At 31.4% G+C, this 18,036-nt stretch carries 14 protein-coding genes and 4 pseudogenes; 14 read left to right on the forward strand and 4 right to left on the reverse strand.

The window, feature by feature from the left end; translation table 11 throughout:
* Positions 1–159 precede the first annotated feature (159 nt).
* From O3636_RS07435 to O3636_RS07485, 11 genes and pseudogenes are all read left to right on the forward strand, one after another.
* A complete protein-coding gene (locus O3636_RS07435) occupies positions 160–1,020 on the forward strand; it encodes an ImmA/IrrE family metallo-endopeptidase (protein ID WP_261084778.1) in 861 nt (286 codons plus the stop codon).
* Between the two features lie 10 nt (positions 1,021–1,030).
* Positions 1,031–1,717 carry an XRE family transcriptional regulator gene (locus tag O3636_RS07440; RefSeq protein WP_261084776.1) on the forward strand — a complete coding sequence of 229 codons (687 nt, stop codon included), beginning with the start codon at positions 1,031–1,033 and terminating at the stop codon, positions 1,715–1,717.
* A 3-nt stretch (positions 1,718–1,720) separates the two neighbouring features.
* A pseudogene (locus O3636_RS07445) lies at positions 1,721–3,115 on the forward strand (Y-family DNA polymerase); the annotation flags it as partial.
* A gap of 18 nt (positions 3,116–3,133) precedes the next feature.
* Positions 3,134–3,439, forward strand: coding sequence for a hypothetical protein (locus tag O3636_RS07450; RefSeq protein ID WP_261025446.1), 306 nt, complete (start codon positions 3,134–3,136; stop codon positions 3,437–3,439).
* Positions 3,432–3,657, forward strand: a pseudogene (locus tag O3636_RS07455) (DUF5960 family protein). Before O3636_RS07450 ends, O3636_RS07455 begins: the two are co-directional and overlap by 8 nt.
* Positions 3,658–3,833: 176 nt before the next feature.
* On the forward strand, positions 3,834–4,916 hold the full coding sequence (locus tag O3636_RS07460) for a DUF3883 domain-containing protein (protein ID WP_261025429.1): 1,083 nt from the start codon (positions 3,834–3,836) through the stop codon (positions 4,914–4,916).
* Positions 4,917–5,183: 267 nt separating this feature from the next.
* A complete protein-coding gene (locus O3636_RS07465; RefSeq protein ID WP_261025430.1) occupies positions 5,184–6,338 on the forward strand; it encodes a hypothetical protein in 1,155 nt (384 codons plus the stop codon).
* A gap of 237 nt (positions 6,339–6,575) precedes the next feature.
* Positions 6,576–6,809, forward strand: a complete 234-nt coding sequence (locus O3636_RS07470; RefSeq protein ID WP_261025431.1) for a hypothetical protein — start codon at positions 6,576–6,578, stop codon at positions 6,807–6,809.
* A gap of 496 nt (positions 6,810–7,305) precedes the next feature.
* A complete protein-coding gene (gene pezA, locus O3636_RS07475; protein ID WP_261084773.1) occupies positions 7,306–7,782 on the forward strand; it encodes a type II toxin-antitoxin system antitoxin PezA in 477 nt (158 codons plus the stop codon).
* Entirely contained in the window at positions 7,782–8,543 is a 762-nt protein-coding gene (gene pezT / locus O3636_RS07480) for a type II toxin-antitoxin system toxin PezT (RefSeq protein ID WP_371642422.1), read from the forward strand. Before pezA ends, pezT begins: the two co-directional genes overlap by 1 nt.
* Positions 8,544–8,600: 57 nt before the next feature.
* A pseudogene (locus O3636_RS07485) lies at positions 8,601–8,739 on the forward strand (AAA family ATPase); the annotation flags it as partial.
* Positions 8,740–8,759: 20 nt separating this feature from the next.
* Here O3636_RS07485 and O3636_RS07490 read toward each other — a convergent pair.
* The 4 genes and pseudogenes from O3636_RS07490 to O3636_RS07505 all read right to left on the reverse strand — a co-directional run.
* Positions 8,760–9,150, reverse strand: a pseudogene (locus O3636_RS07490) (tyrosine-type recombinase/integrase); the annotation flags it as partial.
* A 351-nt stretch (positions 9,151–9,501) separates the two neighbouring features.
* Positions 9,502–10,710 carry an ATP-binding protein gene (locus O3636_RS07495; RefSeq protein WP_371642424.1) on the reverse strand — a complete coding sequence of 403 codons (1,209 nt, stop codon included), beginning with the start codon at positions 10,708–10,710 and terminating at the stop codon, positions 9,502–9,504.
* A 396-nt stretch (positions 10,711–11,106) separates the two neighbouring features.
* Positions 11,107–12,645: a response regulator gene (locus O3636_RS07500; RefSeq protein ID WP_371642427.1), complete on the reverse strand. Its 1,539-nt coding sequence runs from the start codon at positions 12,643–12,645 to the stop codon at positions 11,107–11,109.
* Entirely contained in the window at positions 12,626–14,296 is a 1,671-nt protein-coding gene (locus O3636_RS07505; protein ID WP_371642429.1) for a sensor histidine kinase, read from the reverse strand. The genes O3636_RS07500 and O3636_RS07505 overlap by 20 nt, the downstream gene beginning before the upstream one ends.
* A gap of 202 nt (positions 14,297–14,498) precedes the next feature.
* Between O3636_RS07505 and O3636_RS07510 the strand changes: the two genes are divergently transcribed.
* From O3636_RS07510 to O3636_RS07520, 3 genes are read left to right on the forward strand one after another with little or no spacing between them, the layout of a single operon-like run.
* Positions 14,499–15,416, forward strand: a complete 918-nt coding sequence (locus tag O3636_RS07510; RefSeq protein WP_371642432.1) for an ABC transporter permease — start codon at positions 14,499–14,501, stop codon at positions 15,414–15,416.
* A gap of 17 nt (positions 15,417–15,433) precedes the next feature.
* Positions 15,434–16,330, forward strand: a complete 897-nt coding sequence (locus tag O3636_RS07515; RefSeq protein ID WP_001267167.1) for a carbohydrate ABC transporter permease — start codon at positions 15,434–15,436, stop codon at positions 16,328–16,330.
* Positions 16,331–16,339: 9 nt separating this feature from the next.
* Entirely contained in the window at positions 16,340–17,905 is a 1,566-nt protein-coding gene (locus O3636_RS07520) for an extracellular solute-binding protein (RefSeq protein ID WP_004256278.1), read from the forward strand.
* Positions 17,906–18,036 lie beyond the last annotated feature (131 nt).

Below are 18,036 nucleotides of genomic sequence, written 5' to 3' on the forward strand. Positions count from 1 at the left end.
CGTAAATAAACTTAAATTAGATGAACAATTTTTTTCTAAGCCCAATTGGATAATTAATAGAATTGTTTTTGTGTGGACAGTCGTCCACTTTTTTTGTATAATAAGCTCAACCAAATTGGTTTATATCTGTGAATTGTAACTTAAAGGAGGTATTATTCGTTGGATGAATTTTATACTAGAGTAAGTAATGTTACAAAACAGAAATTGTATCAGTACATTAAAGATAATAGTACCTCCCTATTAGACTATAACTTTAGGGATTTTTTTCATTATTGTATTCAAGAAAATAAAATTCAAGTGATGAGTCATCATTTTACGAATCATAAGATTGAAGGTTTAACAATAATTGATCAGGATGGGATAAGTTTTTCTTATGAAAGAGATAATCCAAAATCTAAACAAAATTTTACTCTGTGTCATGAACTGGGGCACTTTATTCTTAACCATAGTGGTACATGTTTTACTGAATCTGTAGATAATCAGGAAAATGTATTAGAAAAAGAAGCTAATATCTTTTCAGCTGTGGTATTGATGCCCAATATCGTGCTGTTGTCTAAAATTTATTACAGTTGTGAAAACTTCCAAAAAGTACAAACTAGCCTAGAAGTTTCAAAGCAAGCCTTGTATTTTCGTTTATTGGATCTGTTGCGCGAGTATTTTCCTGATAAAGAAGGTCAAATTAAAGAGGCCGTTGAAGAGTATATTGAGAGAAACAATGCTTCAATTCATAATTTCTTTCATACCATCAAAGAAAAAATAATTGCAGAATTTAATCAATATGGACCTTCTTTGATGAATCAGATTCGAAATCGAATTGATGAAAAGGGATTTGTTTCTAGTCAAGAGATACCAGAGTTACTTTATCAAGAAAATTGGGCTAATTTAAAAGAAAATATTAAACATTTGAAAATTTGGTTAGTGTATAATAAGGGCAAACAAAGAGCATATGCTTGGGATAGCTTGAAGTTATCGGATGAACAAGCACGGAAAAAAGCTGAATTACAATTATTATTAATGTGAGGTGAATTTAATGTATCAACCAGAAAAACTTAAGGCTCGTAGAAAAGAGCTAGGTATGACACAAAAAGAAATTGCAGATCAATTAGGTATAACGTTTCAAGCTTACTCGGCTTGGGAACGTGGGATAAAAGAACCATCAAAAGAAAAGGTTTCTCAATTAGAAAAGATTCTGAATGTATCAGTAGGATATTTTACCGAGATTGAAATAGTACAGATATATAATAAGCTTTCAAATGACGGAAAAGAAAAAATAGTAGCCTATGCTCACGACTTACTGGAAGAAGAGAAAAGTAAAAAAGTAACATATATTTCAGAAAAACTTTTTGAATATCATGTTTACGAAAGAATGTCTGCAGGTATTGGTGCTTCTGTTTATGATGACCGTAATTTTGATACAGTCTATTTTAATGAGGAGTTAGCTCATGATTTTGCTTCATGGGTATCAGGTGATTCAATGGAACCAAAATACCATAATGGATCTGTAGCACTGATTCGAGAGACTGGTTTTGATTATGATGGAGCTGTGTACGCAGTTGTATGCAATAATCAAACATATATAAAAAGAGTCTATCGTGAAGAAGGAGGATTACGCTTAGTTTCTATTAATCCAAACTACAAAGATATTTACCTCTCCTATGATGAGGATCCACGAGTTGTAGGAATCATTATTGGGAATTTTGTACCTATGGAGGGTTAGGTTGTGGGCTATTTTGATTATTCAAAAGAACCTAGAAGTGACATTGCCTTTATTGATATGAAATCTTTTTACTCCAGTGTTGAGTGTGTAGAGAGGGGCTTGCATCCTTTAAAGACTTCTTTATGTGTTATGAGTCGAGCAGATAATTCAGCTGGTCTTATTTTAGCTTCTTCTCCCATGTTTAAGAAAATATTTGGGAAATCAAATGTAGGGCGTTCTTATGATTTACCATTTGATATCACAACAAGAAGGTTCTCGTATTATAATGCTAAGAAACAGGGGTTACCCACAGACTCTGAATATATAAGATATATTGAAGAGTGGGCTAAAGTGACGTTTATTGTCCCCCCAAGAATGGATGAGTACATTGCAGTAAATATGGAAATCCAACAAGTTTTTCAGAATTATGGTAGTCCAGACGACATTTATCCTTACTCTATAGATGAAGGGTTTATAGACCTGACAAGTTCGCTAAATTATTTTGTTTCAGATCGGAAAATTTCACGTAAAGATAAACTAGATATGATTTCAGCTAGAATTCAAAAAGATATTTGGAGGCGTACTGGGATTTATTCTACAGTAGGGATGTCTAATGCGAACCCTTTACTTGCTAAACTATCACTTGATAATGAAGCTAAGAAAACTTCCACTATGAGAGCTAATTGGTCTTATGAAGATGTCGAAAATAAAGTATGGTCTATTCCTAATATGACTGATTTTTGGGGAATAGGACCTCGTATGGAAAAGCGCTTAAATAACTTAGGGATTTATTCGATTAAGGAGTTAGCTAATACAAATCCTGATATGTTAAAGAAAAGTCTTGGGGTGCCTGGTCTTCGTTTATGGTTTCATACAAATGGAATAGATGAAAGTAATGTTCATAATCCTTATAAGCCTAAATCTAAAGGATTAGGTAATTCTCAAGTATTACCACGAGACTATGATAAGAAAAGAGATATTGAAATCATTCTTAGAGAGATGGCTGAACAAGTAGCTATTCGCTTAAGACGAGCAGGTAAAAAAACGACAGCTGTTTCAATACATCTCGGGTACTCAAAATATGAAAATAAGCGTTCTATTAACACTCAATTAAAAGTTGAACCAACAAATCACACAGATACACTGATAAACTATGTTTTAAAGCTATTCAGTAATAGATATAATTCGGGAGCAATCCGAAGTGTAGGAGTCAACTATTCAGGACTAGTGGATGAATCTTTTAGTTTGATTTCACTTTTTGATGATGTTGACAAAATTGAAAAAGAAGAAAGGCTCTAGCTAGCAATCGATTCTATTAGAGATAAGTTTGGATTTACTTCGTTACTTAAGACTAGTGCGCTTGATAGTGCATCTAGAATTATAGCAAGAAGTAAACTGATAGGAGGACACTCAGCAGGAGAGTATCAAGATCCAGGTATGCAGAAGTGGATGGGCTTTTTCCTTTCAGAACATACGAGTTCTCTTGACGGGGATCGAAATAGAGTAGACTTATCACCTGGATTAAGTATAGATAAAAAACTATTATTCCTTTCTCAGCTCTATATTGGACAATTAAAAGGACGTTTTACTGTGAAATACAGAGTTCAAAAACTTACTATAGATGGAATGATTAGGGAACTGTCAAACAAAGAAATATCTGTCAAAACAAGTGATGGATATAGACGAGTGCAGATTGAAGATATTTTACAAATTCAGCCTGTGGAGGATGTAATATATGAGTAGAAAAGACCTCTATGAGAATAAATTACAGATGGATTATTTTTCAGAAGATTATATACGGTTTGAAGAAGACTTTCAGAGATGTACCTTTGACGTTTTTGATTGACGATATTTTACGGACAATGGCCTTGAATCAGAAAAACTATTTTAAGTTGAATAGAGAGAATGCGAAGGATGGAAGAGAATATTATTTTTATTTTGCAGTAAATAGCATATTATAGATGCGTGTGAGGATTTTTTGCTATTTAATACATATCAATAGTTTGAATTCTTAGTCTTTGAGTCTAAAAAAGACAAACCTAACAAAATGATATGTATTGATAAAGTGATAGAGGGATGTTAAAATAGGAATTGAAAATAAAGCGAACAAATTATCATAATTATGAGAGAGGTTTAAATGAGAGTTAAAGATTATATTTTAAACAATATTCCATCGGAGCCGGATCAATTTCATATTTTTGATTCTCATCAGGAAGATATGAAAGTTAGGGGGAAAAATCATAAAGATCAAGATTATGTTGTTTATAACTACAATACAAAAAGAAATAATAAGCCAAAAGTAGGGGATGCATTTTTATATCGTAGACCGGGGAGTTCCTCTAAAACAAGTAAATTCTATATTTTTGGTGGAGGTATAATAAATGAAATTGAAAAAGATGTAAACACTGGTGAAGCTATCGCAACAATTAAGTTCCCATTTAATCTAATTGAACCTCTGGAACAAGGAAAATCAGAAAGGTTAGAAAACTTTAAATGGACTTCTAAAAAGAAGAAGAAGGGTTGGTCTAATTTTTGGAATCAATATGGTATAAACACTATCAATAAACAAGAATTTTGGGAATTAGTTGGTGACCTGGAATGCCAAATTCCTGAAAATTACGATTTGAGGGTCCCTAGTATTTCTGACGCGATGGAGGAGAATATCAATTCTGAAGAGCTCATCATAGACTTTAGTGGATTTAACATAACCATAAATGACGAAGAAAAATACTTACCTGTCAAAAGAAAAGAATCAAAGCTAAAATCTTCCCATTTAAATCACAGTAAAATTCAGGAGCAAAAACAAAAATTAGGTTTGCAGGGGGAACTGTTGGTCTATCAGTATCTTGAAGACTATTTTAAAAGTGATAAAATTACTATTGAACATAGTTCGCAAGTAAAAGGAGATGGATTAGGTTATGATATTTTAGTTAAATATTCTAATGGTAAAAAAGAGCATATTGAAGTTAAAACGACTAGGAAACCTTACATTGATGGTTTTTATTTAACACCAAATGAATTAAGAGAACTTAAAAAATTAGAAAATTATCGAATTTATAGAGTTTATAATTTTGATCCTAAAAGTAAAAAAGCAGCTCTAAAGATAATTTCTAGTTCTGACATTGAAGAGTATAGGGCAGAGCCTGTAGGTTGGAAAATGTATAAAAAGAGAAATGATAATGACAAGGATCTTGATAGTTACATAGAGAATAATAACTAATGTGAGAGGATTTCTTTAGTTTCAAGAGGCTAGTCCTAATGAACTATTTTTATAATTCAAACATTGTTTGGTGATATTTGCTGCTATATTATACTCATAGATTCTTACCTAAAATTTTAAAAGCTACTTATAAGAAAGGACAAAATGAAAAAAATAATTATTATTGAGATAATACTAATGACAATTTACCTAACCTTATCTAACCGGATATATTGTTGTCAAAATAACATGTGGATATTATGGGTGTTAATATATATATCATTAAAAATGTTAACAACTTTTTTAATATCCAAAAAAAAAACAAACCTTGAGAAAATTTTCAACTATACTATAGCGCTAATATTTAGTTTTTTAGAGTTTATGTCTTATTATGTAATTTCACGTATCGAACAAACATGGCATTGGTTGGCTATAGTATTTGGATGTGTATGGATAGTATTGATAGGATTTAATATAAGAGAGAAATCTAATTCAAGAAATATCAAACAAGTCACGTTATTTACTGTTATTATAGTATTATTCTCATTAGTGTTATCATATGTTCATAAAGACCACTCTACAATTATTACAGGAATATCAGCGATATTAGTTTTGCTATTAACAAGTGATGAAATCGAAGCTTTGATGTGTGTAAAAATTTCAGAATTAAGAAAAGAACAATTATTTTTTTTAAAATATTGTTTAACAATACTATTACCTCTTATTTACATTTCTGCCAATATGTTTCCCATTCAGATAGACGAATGGCATGAGAGATTATTAATTGGAGCAAAGAGATTTGTTATTTTGGAAGTCTTCCTACCATTCTTTGTTTATCCACTTTATATAACATATATTAGGAGAAAAATCCAAGTTTTTTGTGGACTACCATCAGAGCAACTTTTTTTATCTGGAAGTTGGAATATGATTGTAGAAAATACTTATACACAACATAGGGTTATTGTAAGAAATATTTGTTATAGAATCGATGGCAATCAGATTAAATATAACAATAAGATATATAGAGTCAATGAAAAGTACGAAATTTTTAACGAAGAAAAAGAAAAGGTTGGTAGAATACAAAAAATTGATAAAGATGAAGAAGAAATTATTTTGGTATTTTCAGATTTCTCTAAAGTATCAGTAGTTAAAGTCAATTCTGAGAAATATAAGAAGTTCCATAAGATTGACAATGAAATAGATTATATTTTTTTTCAGGAGGAAGTGGAAGAACCTTTTACAAATTTTAAAGCGAAAGTGAGTTTATTTGCTTCTCCTAAAAATGGAAATCATTTTATTGAACTTAATAGTCAGACTAGAGAAAATTATATCTTGAAAAATGGAAAGTTAGAACGAATAGAATTAGAAGATATAGGGGGGGAAGGAAATAATAGACCCGGACTTGATATCCTAGGTTTAAAAAAATCTGAGACGTTAAATTAGTAGTAATTCATAGTGGAGAATCTTAAATAAATAGTAAGGAAAAATTATTAGATAGCGAGACATTCCATTTTTTATATTTAGCTTATTTTAATAAAAGGTTGATTACAAATGTAGTATATTGAAATTTTGAAGTATTTTAAAAAAGAAATCAAATGATATTAAGAAAAATAAATTGAATATTGATTAATAAGAGATAGTGTAGTCTTCAAACTGCACTATTTTTATGATCAATAGTTGATGTTGTGGATTGCAGAGATTTCACAAATACCAGAATCGGTTTTGAAAGATGCTTATAATTATATAGTTAAAGCTGAAGATGAATTATTTCATAAAAAAGGCATAAAGAAAGGCTTATTTGGAGCTGATAAGTATTGGGAAACAATGGAACAAAATTTAAATACCCAGAAATATGTAAAATCATTAAATCAGCAAATAATTGGGAAGAAATTATTTCAAATTGTCAAAAATTAGATTTCAAAAATTAGACTATATTTACCTTATTAAATAATACAGTGAGAAACGGTAATTATTATTTAAAAGTGGTTAATGAATTATAGAATATAAGTTTCCCCTTTTCACTCAAGTATAGTACACTTTTTAAGTGCAGAAATTCTACAAATTTCTTTCATAGAGGGATTTTAAAATGCAGTAAAAGCCTTATCCATCAAACCAGGCTTGAAAAAAGCTCGTAAAGCTAGCCAATTTTCAAAACGTTAATCAGTACGATTATATCAATGTTTCAAAGCACTCAAGAGTCATCTTTTGGGTGTCTTTTTTGTTTTGTTTAAAAAATTAAAAACTATGGGAAATAGCAGGATATCAGTACTTTTCAGAGTTTTCATGATGTAGTCTTTAATCTCTAAATCTTAGATATTAATATTTTTAGTAAAGTTTGTTTCTTGCGCACCAAAAATGGTGCGTTTCTATTTTTTTTGCTATAATAGAAATAAATAAAAGGAGGGCTCTCATGATTGGAGAAAATATAAAAACATTACGTAAAACACATGATCTCACCCAACCTGAATTCGCAAAGATTATTGGCATCTCTCGAAATAGCCTGAGCCGTTATGAGAATGGAACAAGTTCAGTTTCGACAGAATTAGTAGATCGTATCTGCAAAAAATTTAATGTTTCCTATCTCGATATCGTAGGGGAGGAAAAAATGCTTACACCAGTAGAAGATTATCAGTTAACATTAAAAATAGAATTGATAAAGGAACGAGGAGCGAATATCTTAGCGCAACTTTATCGTTTTCAAGATGAACAAGGAATTGAATTTGATGATAGTTCTAATCCTTGGGTTCTAATGAGCGATGATCTTTCTGATTTGATTAACACGAAGATTTATCTTGTTGCTACTTTTGAGGAAGTAGAGCGATATAATGGCTATTTGGATGGCATTGAACGTGTGCTAGAACAAGCTAGTCATCTAGTGGTGGCTTAATGAAATTAGATAAACTTAGCCAGGATGACTTTATTAAAGTCTCTAATCGACTCGTTCGTTCTTTAACTCGTGGTAAAACAATTTCATCTAAGCCCAAGGCTATCTTGCTCGGTGGACAGAGTGGTGCTGGTAAGACAACGATTCATCGTATTAAACAAAGGGAATTTCAAGGAAATATTATTGTCATTGATGGAGATAGTTATCGCTCTTTTCATCCGAACTACCTTACTTTACAGGAAAAGTATGGCAAAGATAGTGTGAATTATACCAAAGTATTTGCAGGCCAAATGGTTGAATATCTTGTAGATGAATTGAGTAAACAAGGTTATCATTTATTAATCGAAGGTACCTTGAGAACGACCGAAGTTCCTCGTAAAACAGCACAATTATTGACAGCTAGAGGCTATCAAGTCTCACTTGCACTGATTGCGACTAAGCCAGAATTGTCCTATCTCAGTACTTTGATACGTTATGAGGAGCTCTACGCTATAGATCCTAGTCAAGCTAGAGCGACTCCTAAAACACACCATGATGGAATTGTAGGACATTTGGTTAATAACTTACGGGAGTTAGAAAAGGAAGAACTTTTTAGACAAATTCAAATTTATCAAAGAGATCAATCGTGTGTTTATGATTCGCAAGTAGACGAAATCTCAGCAGCAGAAGTTTTACACGAATGCCTATTTGGAAAATGGAACACGGTTGAAAAAGAGATGTTGAAGGTAGGGCAGGAACGGTTGAGGGAGTTAGGTGATAATTGATAAGTGATGAAGGGGTAATTTATTTCGATGAATCGACAGCAATAGTTTTTTATAGAAGCTAAGGATTTATTGTCTAGAGAAACCCAAATTGTATTAATTGATGAATTTGATAAGGTAAATACTGCTTATACAATGCTTTTATCAAATGTTTGATGAGGGAGAGTTGGAAGATACAAATTACTTGGTAGATGTTTCTATAGGGTAAAATTCACACCATTACTTTTTAAGATTGCGATAAGCAATATCTCCAACTGTCATAGGAACTACATTAGAAGTATTTACATAAACCTGTGTTGTTCCTGTGTCACTGTGTGTTAGAGCTTCAGAAATAGCTTCTAAGCTCATTCCTGCTTGTTTGGCAAGTGTCGCTCCTGTATGTCGCAGTTTATGAGGTGTAGCATGTGCCGGCTCTTTATGTCACTTTCTGATGCTTTTCATTTTATTGTTTAGATAGTCGGCATGTAAAGGTTTGTTGATGTTTCCTTTGGTGTCGATATATGTAAATAAATTGTTCTGGATTACTGAGGGTGCCAAACTTTGATAGTTCGTATTTTTGTTATTTTTCCCAAGAGGTAAGAAGCTGAAGTAAGTCATTAGAAATAGAGAAAATAAGACCAAAAAACCTATTTCAGGAGAAAATGAAGGAAATATTTCCATAATAAAACGCATACTATCAAGTTTTTTCAATACCTGATAGTATGCGTTTTTAGGATTTTAAAGCCTGATTGCTCAGTCTCTTTTTCATTATAGTTCCGTTTGATTTATAGTTTCATTAATTCTATGGAGATTCATCATTTTGAGTAATAATAGTGCTTCCAGAAGTTAAAGATTCCATTTTATCCTTCAAGTGTCTGTATTAGATAATGTGTTCTAAATTTACTATATCTTGTTAGGATTTGGGTAGAATCATTGATAACAGAGTGTTGCAAATCTAGTTAGCTGAATGATTTATATTTATCTATTTTTCTAGTAACCAATCTATGATATTTTTTTTCTCAATTCCATTGTAATTTGCTGTTGGCTGAATCGTATCTATTGTTAATAGATATTTGGGGAATTGATCTTTAATGGCTTCTAGTGGTCTAAGTTCTCTTTCTAGTGTTTCTGGAGCAAGTGTTGTTTCACTGACCTGATAATAAGCGTAGTGGCCAAGATCAGTTACAACAACAAAATCAACCTCATACTTATCTAAATTACCAACATATACTTGTGAATATCTACGTCTCAATTCCAAATATACAATATTTTCCAAGATATGCCCAATATCTTCTTTGTGGTCTGGTAATAAGAGATGTCGTAAACCTAAATCAACGGGATAGTATTTTTCTAAGCGTTGCAATAATGCTCGACCTTTTACATCAAAACGTGGAACGGAATAAAAAAGTAAACTGTCTGTCAAAGTCGTCAAATAATTTTCCAAAGTATTATGGGAGATTGAAACATTTTGGCTAACTAGGGTATTGCGAATCTTATTTGTTGATATTAAGCTACCTGTACTACTGAGAAGGGTTCGGACAATGCGTTCAATAATAGTAGGATTTGGATTTCCCAATCTAGTGACAATATCATTTAACAGTATGGAGTTATATATTCCTCTGAGATAGTCAATTTTTTCAGCGTAAGATGATGTTTGCAATAAGTAAGGGAAAGCACTAAAGAGATAATTGTTAAAAATTTCTGTTGTATTCAGATTCTCTGAAGGAGATTGACCTGATAGGTATTCTTCAAATGACAAAGGAAGAACCTCTATCTCAACATACCGACCAGTCAAGTTTGTAGCTAATTGGCTACTCATAAAGTAGGCGTTGGATCCAGTCAAATAGAGGTCAACATTTGGTAGGATGAATAGACTATCTGCTACCAGCTCAAATTTTTCAACATGTTGAATTTCATCTAAAAAGATATAGTATGTTTTCTCGCTAACTAATTGATCTTTTATATAAGCGAATAATGTTTGAAAATGTCGGAGGTCATAATAACTCAGATCCTCAAAATTGATGGATATGATTTGATCCTCGTCTACCCCAGTTGCTAGTAACTCCTCTTTATAGAGTTGAAAAAGCACAGATTTACCAGCTCGTCTAACTCCACTCACAACCTTAATGATTTGACGGTCACGATGTCTTCTTAAAAAATCTAAATAATGTGGTCTTTTAATATAGTTCATAAATAGATACCTCAAAGATAGTATAATACAAATAGACATTATTTTCAAATATTTAGAAATAATATTTAATTCGTTTGATTATTTCTAAGTATTTAGAAATAGTATTTTTCTGCAATTAAAAAATAGTCCATTTTTGTATGGTATGATAGTAAATCTTATAAGGTGTTATAGCAAGTATTCAAATAAAAAGCGCATACTATCAGGAATAAAAAACTTGATAGTATACGTTTTATCCTAGAAATATTTACTAGCTGTTTTTCTCAAACTGACTTTTTAAGAAGTTACCTTATCAGCAATTTCAAATAAGTTTATGGAGCTATCTTTGGAAAAACTGTAGAATTTCAAAAATTACTACAGACCTTGAATTTTACTTATCATTTCAATGATTTAGATTGCTTACGTTTTGTTTTGATAAGTTTTACGGTAATCTCCAGGAGAAAGTCCAGTCCTTTGTTTAAAAATTTTAGTAAAGTAAGAATAATTATCATACCCTACTTGACAAGATACTTGTGATATCGAGATATTTGTTTGAGATAGGAGAGATTTAGCAGCATTAATGCGTTTATCCGTTATATATTTAACAAGAGTTTCTCCAGTTTCTTTTTTAAAAATTCTAGCTAAATGATCTGCGCTGAGATAAACCATATCTGCTAATATAGAACGATTTATATCTTCATAGTAGTGATGATCTATGTATTCGACGATGCGTTGAATACTATTTTTTTGGTTTTCAATGTTTGTTGCAAATTTCTTAGCATGTGACCAGTAATAATCAAAGTAATCCTGAAAAGATTCAATTGAATGAAAGCGTCGTTGGAATAAGAAATCATGAGTGCTGTTTTGGAATAATTTATGTGCCGAGATTCCATTTTGATCTAGATATATTCCTATTTGTTGAGTCCAATCTAGTAAAATTTGTTGTAGTGTGAAAGTAGGAATTTGAGAATTATAGGCAAGTGAATTAATTTTTTCTCTTAATTCGTATTCACTTAAGCTATCTAAAAACGTAATTGAAAGAGTTTCTGTTTTAAAGGAAGTTGGAAAACTATGTGGAACACATGTAATAGTATTCCAATAAGAAACATATTGTTCATTATAAGTGTAGAGTTCTTTGGTATGAAATAAAATATCGGATATTTTATGGCAACTCTTATATATAATGTTTGAGTATTTACTAAAGTTATTAGAAATTTGAGAATGAATCTCATATGCCAATTTGTCACTACGTTTGGATGAGTCTACTCTAAAGAGACAAACATATTGATCAACTTGGCTTTCCATCTTGAATAGACTTATCAGCTTATAAGAAGGTTGTGAAATTCTTTGAAGTTCTCTTTTTAGTTGAGAAGTCCATGATGGAGTTTCTGCAGAATAATCTTCTTCATTAAGATTGATTGTTAAAACTGCAAGAAAAAAATACTGGTGTTTTTGAAGAATAAAATCTTGTTTGTTTGCTATATTTTCTAGCTCATCAATGCGAGAAATTTGAGGTTTTCTAAGGTAATCATACCAGAAGTTATCTTCTATTTGTAAAAGTGCATCATTTTTTCCGTTTAAGTTATGATTCTCAATTTTACTAATGGCTTTTTGAATAATAAATTCTAATTTTTCAAAGTTAATGGGTTTTAGATAGTATTCGAAGCTTTGCAATTCAATTGCTTTTTGAGCATAGTTGAAGTCGGCGTAATTGGTTAAAAAAATTGTTTTTATATCATATTTTTCATTTCTAATCCAAGATAAGAGTTCGAGGCCGCTACCTTGAGGCATTTCTATATCGCTTATCATGAGATCAATAGGATGCTCTCTAATAATATTTTGAGCTTGAGTGAGGCTATAGGCAACACAAACAGTGTCAATGTGTAGTTTAGCCCAATTTATTTTCTCTCGTAAAGCTTCAATGATAAAACGATCGTCATCAACTAATAAGATGTTCATTATAACCTCCGTCTATAATCTTGTATGGAATGAGTAAAAGAATTTTAGCTCCACCTTCTTCATTATTTTCAAATGCAACACTATAGTCATTAGGATAGAGAAGATTTAAACGTTCGATGGTGTTTGTAATCCCAATATGATGTCCATCTTCTGTTATTAGAGACTGTTTCTGATTTAGTTTTGATAAAATTTCTTCAGAGAAACCTGGACCATTATCCTCGATACAAATCTGAATATAATCTGAGTCCTCCGTTTTTACTTTTTTTATTGATAGTAAAATTGTAAATAAATCCTGAAATGAAAAACCGTGTTTGATTGTGTTTTCAATAAATGTTTGTAAAAGTAATGATGGGATAAGAGTATTTTGTAGGTCATCATTGTAGTTTAGTGAAAAGTAGATGCTATTTCCATATCGAATTCGTTGTATTTCTAAATAATCTTTAATATGCTGAACTTCATCTTTAAGTTCTGAAAAATCTTGATTAGCCATAAATAAATGACGGAGATAATTTGAAGTTAGGATAGTTAATTCTTCAATTTCCTTGTAGTTTTTTGTTTGAAGCATACTATGAATCATTGATAACATATTTAAGTAGAAATGCGGACGAATTTGGTTCTTAAGATAATTAAGTTCAATCTTCTTAAGTTCTAGTTGTGAATGGTATTCCCTTATTTTTAATTCTTGCATGTCAAAAATTACTTTATTAAGTTTATCATTTGCCTTATCAATTTCTAGTATACCTTCAGATATAAAAAATTCAGAAGGGGGGATGGAGTCCCCAAGTTGAGAGAGCCGTTCAGTGAGTCTTGTTATTGGTTTAATCATCCATTGACGAATATACAGGATAATGATGATTGATAAAACGGTGATAATGATAGGAACAGCTGATAAAAATACTTCTAAGAGTGTGATATTTCTAAAGACTTCGGCATAATCGACTAAAACATAAATATCGAAAGGTAAATGCGTTTTTTCATTTTGAGCATGAATCAGGTAGTTTTCGGAGGGGATATTGTTAGGCTCTTTTAGAGAAAGTTTACCATTATTTCCAATATTAAGTTTTCTTAGAGGCTTTAGGATATCTTCTGAAGATATGACGGCATAAATGATTTTTCCTTCGTAATGAACAGATTTAACTAAGTATTCGCTGTTTTTAGTAGTTACATTTTTCCATTTACGGTCACTTATATCACTACGCAATGATTTTAGATTTGATTTTAATAGTAGATAATCTTCATATGGAATATAAAGATTGGAGACGTTTATAAAATGTTCAGTACTATCGGTTTCTAATAAGAATGTCATATGAGTTTCATTTTGATATTCAAACTCTATAAAGCTAGTTTGAACTTTTTTAAGATTTTCTTGATACTCAAGAAACGTTTGTACATGATTTAATTTCTCTAAAGATTCATTATGCGTTATTGTTGAGTACATAAAGCGTTCTACAGAATGCAACTTCTCATTAACAGAATCAGCATAAATTTCAATTGAACTACGTAGGTGTACTATATTTTGGTTTTTAATAAAATTTCTGGTTATGTTACTCATAGCAATATTGATTAAAATATTTATCAATAGTAGTACAAGTAGGAGTTTAAAGAAAAAATGAATGGAATGTTTTTTTGATAAGTCGTGATTTAATTTCATATACTATTCTCCTCTTAAAATTATAGCACTTTGAAAATACGATATCATGTAACAAAACAGATATGTTTTATCAAGATGTCGGAAAAGTAATAGTTTTTAAAATTAAAAAACTGAAAAATTGATAAACCTAGTCCAAAAAGTTCTATTAAGGGAATTCTATATGGTGTAAAATAATCGTAGAAAATCAGATGGGAGGAAAAACATGAAAGTAGCATCTCAACTTCATAAAATCAAATTAAAGCATAGTATTCCGTTATATATATTACTTTTTCCTTCAATATTGCTATTAATTTTATTTTCCTATATTCCCATGTTGGGACTAATTATTGCATTTAAAGACTATTCACCAGCCAATGGTATCTTTGCTAGTCAGTGGGTAGGATTTAAGTACTTTACTCAATTTTTCTCATCATTCCAATTCGGGACAACTATGTTCAATACATTAAAAATTTCACTTTATAGTATTGTAGTAGGATTCCCCTTACCTATTATACTAGCTATCATTAGTAATCAGTTAAGAGTTGGGAAATTTAGAAAAATATTTCAAGTGACAACCTACTTACCCCATTTTATCTCTACAATGGTTATGTGTGGGATGATTATCTTATTTTTATCTCCTACTAGTGGTTTGTTAGCGAATGTATTTAAGTCTGTTGGAATTACTATTCCAGATCTTTTATCAAAACCTAGTAATTTTGCAGGTGTTTATGTTTGGAGTGATGTATGGCAACATATTGGTTGGGATAGTATTATTTATTTGGCAGCGCTTTCTGCAATTGATCCTACATATTATGAGGCCGCAACTATGGATGGTGCCTCTAGATTACAAAAAATTCGGCATATAGAATTACCATTACTTTTGCCGACTGCTATGATTTTGCTAATATTAAGAGCAGGTAGTTTATTAAGTGTAGGGTTTGAGAAAGTGTTACTATTACAGAATCCTCTTAATTTAGCAGGAAGTGAGATAATTTCGACCTATGTTTATAAAGTTGGTATGGTGAACTTTCAGTATAGTTATTCGACAGCTATTGGGTTATTTAACACCGTAGTCAATCTAATAATTTTGTTATCTGTCAACTGGTTCTCGAAAAGATATACTAGAACGGGTCTTTTTTAAAGGAAGGAGTGCTTAAAGTGAGATGGTTTCATAAATCAAGAAAAACAAACTCTGAATTATTATTTGATATAGTTACCTATGGTTTAGCAATTTTCCTTATCCTGTTAATTGTTTATCCGTTATGGTTTGTAGTGATTGCATCTTTTAGTAATCCTTCAGATGTTGCAAATGGAAAGGTATGGTTTATTCCTAGAGAATGGAAATTAGATGGATATTTACGTCTTATTCAACAACCTTTATTCTTACGTAGCTATCTAAATACCATTTTATATACTGTTGTTGGTACCTTAGTTGCTTTAGTAGTCAATATTCCAGCTGGTTATGCTTTATCTAGAAAAGAATTAGTTGGTAGAAAATGGATGAGTATTCTATACATAATCCCTATGTTCGTATCAGGTGGCTTGATTCCTACCTACTTAACAGTAAAGAATGTTGGTCTAATTGATACATTTTGGGTAATGGTAATACCTTTTGCGGTTTCATCATACAATATTATTGTTGCTAGAACTTTCTTTAATAATAGTATTCCAGACGGGATGTGGGAGGCTGCGCAAATTGATGGATGTGGTACAATTCGTTATTTTATTAAAATAGTTGTTCCGTTATCAAAAGCTATTATAGCAGTTATTGGACTTTGGACTGCAGTTGGTATTTGGAATTCGTGGTTTAATGCTTTAATTTATTTAACGAATGAAAATTTACAGCCATTGCAATTAATTTTACGACGTTTACTAATTAGTAATCAAATGTTACAATCGCAAGCAACAGGAGAAGTGGCATCAGATCTTCGTATCAAAGCAGATATGATGAAATATGCAGCAATTGTTATTTCAACCGCTCCGATAATGTTGCTATATCCCTTTGTTCAAAAATATTTTAATCAAGGCGTAATGATTGGCGCCTTGAAAGAATAGGAGAAAAACATGAAAAATAAATCATTTACATATTTGTTCTTAGGAACAGTTACACTTGCTGGCTTAACAGCCTGTGCAAATTCCAATAATGCGAATAAGGACGATAAGTCTGGAGAAGATTCTTATAAAATCACAACTGTTCGTTGGTCTGACTGGGGGGAAGATTATCATAAAGGTTTTCTAACTGATTCTGCCAAAGAATCAGGTATCGATGTTAAATGGGATACACTTGTAGCTGCAGATTGGGCAGATAAGAAATCTGTGTTGGTTGCTAGTGGAGATTTACCAGATGCATTTTTAGGTTCAAATGCTTTTACAGATTCAGAAATTGCTCAGAACCAATCTTTATTTATTCCATTGGAAGATTTAATCAAAGAAAACATGCCAAATTTAACTAAGGCTATGGAGAAAGAACCTAAGATTAAAGCTATGATTACTTCACCAGATGGTCATATCTACAGTCTACCTAAAAAATTACCGATGCGTCCTACTGTAGCTAATCAGCTATTTATTAATAAAAAGTGGCTGGATAATTTAGGATTAAAGGTTCCAGAAACTTATGATGATTTAGTAAAAGTACTACAAGAATTTAAGGATAAAGATGCGAACGGAAATGGAGACGCTTCTGATGAAATTCCATTCGGAGCAGGAAACTTTGATCCAACATTCTCATATATTCTTCCGTTCAATAATCGTTTAGGGGCAGATAATACGTATGAAATGTCTGTAAAAGATGGAAAACCAGTCTACCTTCGTACAGAGGAAAGTTATAAACAAGGGATTGCGGCAATGCACGAATCTTATAAAAAAGGTTTGATTGATCCGGAAATCTTTACAGAAGATACCTCTATGAGTGTAGCAAAACGTATGGATAAGGGAGTATCTAGAGTAGGTGTTTCTAGTGGTTGGACAGCAGATGCAACGTTTGGCTTACATTCAAGTGAATATATTGCTCTACCTGCTTTAAAAGGTATGGATGGTAAACAATATGTCTTTTCTGATCCAGATCATTACAACTATGGTCGAAATGAAATTTTGATTACAAATAAGAGCAAAAACCCTGCTAAATTATTGAAATGGTTGGATAAATTATATACAGATGAAGCAAGTATTCAGAATTTCTATGGATCATTTGGAATAGCTACTGAAAAGAATGGTGATAAGTTTAAAGTGTTACCTCCTAAAGATGGTAAATCAGCTGATGAATGGGCATGGATTAATTCACTTCGAGATTTTGGTCCTAAATACGTAAGCGATGATATCAATAGTCGCGTAGAAATCGATCAAACACAAGGTGATGGATTGAAATTGAAGATGGACCAAGATTTGAAACAATTTGCGTTGCCAGCTTACCCTAATGTGATTTATTCACAAGAAGAACTTAACAAATTATCATCAATCTATGTGAGTATTGAATCTTATGTCAAACAACAAGCATCTAAATGGGTAGTTGAAGGCGGCATAGAAAAAGAATGGGACTCATATAAAGAAACTCTTAAGAATATGGGATTGGACGAATTTATGAAGATTCAACAGGAAGCATATAATCGTTACCAAAAAGAAGTAAAAGAGTAATATTTTATATGAACTCTTGGTTGTATAAACAAGGGACTAGCTAATTACAGGAAGCGAGACTGATAACATCAAATTATCTCGCTTCCTTTATTCTAATTTTTAAAGAAATTTGGAAATGTTTTTTAAATAAT

It is taken from the genome of Streptococcus sp. 27098_8_76, from assembly GCF_041432315.1.
Classification (GTDB): domain Bacteria; phylum Bacillota; class Bacilli; order Lactobacillales; family Streptococcaceae; genus Streptococcus.

What these genes read in the sequence shown, in the direction of transcription:
- O3636_RS07440 (WP_261084776.1), top strand. Translation starts at nt 1,031, where the DNA reads ATGTATCAACCAGAAAAACTTAAGGCTCGTAGAAAAGAGCTAGGTATG.
- O3636_RS07450 (WP_261025446.1), top strand. Translation starts at nt 3,134, where the DNA reads ATGCAGAAGTGGATGGGCTTTTTCCTTTCAGAACATACGAGTTCTCTT.
- O3636_RS07460 (WP_261025429.1), top strand. Translation starts at nt 3,834, where the DNA reads ATGAGAGTTAAAGATTATATTTTAAACAATATTCCATCGGAGCCGGAT.
- O3636_RS07465 (WP_261025430.1), top strand. Translation starts at nt 5,184, where the DNA reads ATGTTAACAACTTTTTTAATATCCAAAAAAAAAACAAACCTTGAGAAA.
- O3636_RS07470 (WP_261025431.1), top strand. Translation starts at nt 6,576, where the DNA reads ATGTTGTGGATTGCAGAGATTTCACAAATACCAGAATCGGTTTTGAAA.
- pezA (WP_261084773.1), top strand. Translation starts at nt 7,306, where the DNA reads ATGATTGGAGAAAATATAAAAACATTACGTAAAACACATGATCTCACC.
- pezT (WP_371642422.1), top strand. Translation starts at nt 7,782, where the DNA reads ATGAAATTAGATAAACTTAGCCAGGATGACTTTATTAAAGTCTCTAAT.
- O3636_RS07495 (WP_371642424.1), bottom strand. Translation starts at nt 10,710, where the DNA reads ATGAACTATATTAAAAGACCACATTATTTAGATTTTTTAAGAAGACAT.
- O3636_RS07500 (WP_371642427.1), bottom strand. Translation starts at nt 12,645, where the DNA reads ATGAACATCTTATTAGTTGATGACGATCGTTTTATCATTGAAGCTTTA.
- O3636_RS07505 (WP_371642429.1), bottom strand. Translation starts at nt 14,296, where the DNA reads ATGAAATTAAATCACGACTTATCAAAAAAACATTCCATTCATTTTTTC.
- O3636_RS07510 (WP_371642432.1), top strand. Translation starts at nt 14,499, where the DNA reads ATGAAAGTAGCATCTCAACTTCATAAAATCAAATTAAAGCATAGTATT.
- O3636_RS07520 (WP_004256278.1), top strand. Translation starts at nt 16,340, where the DNA reads ATGAAAAATAAATCATTTACATATTTGTTCTTAGGAACAGTTACACTT.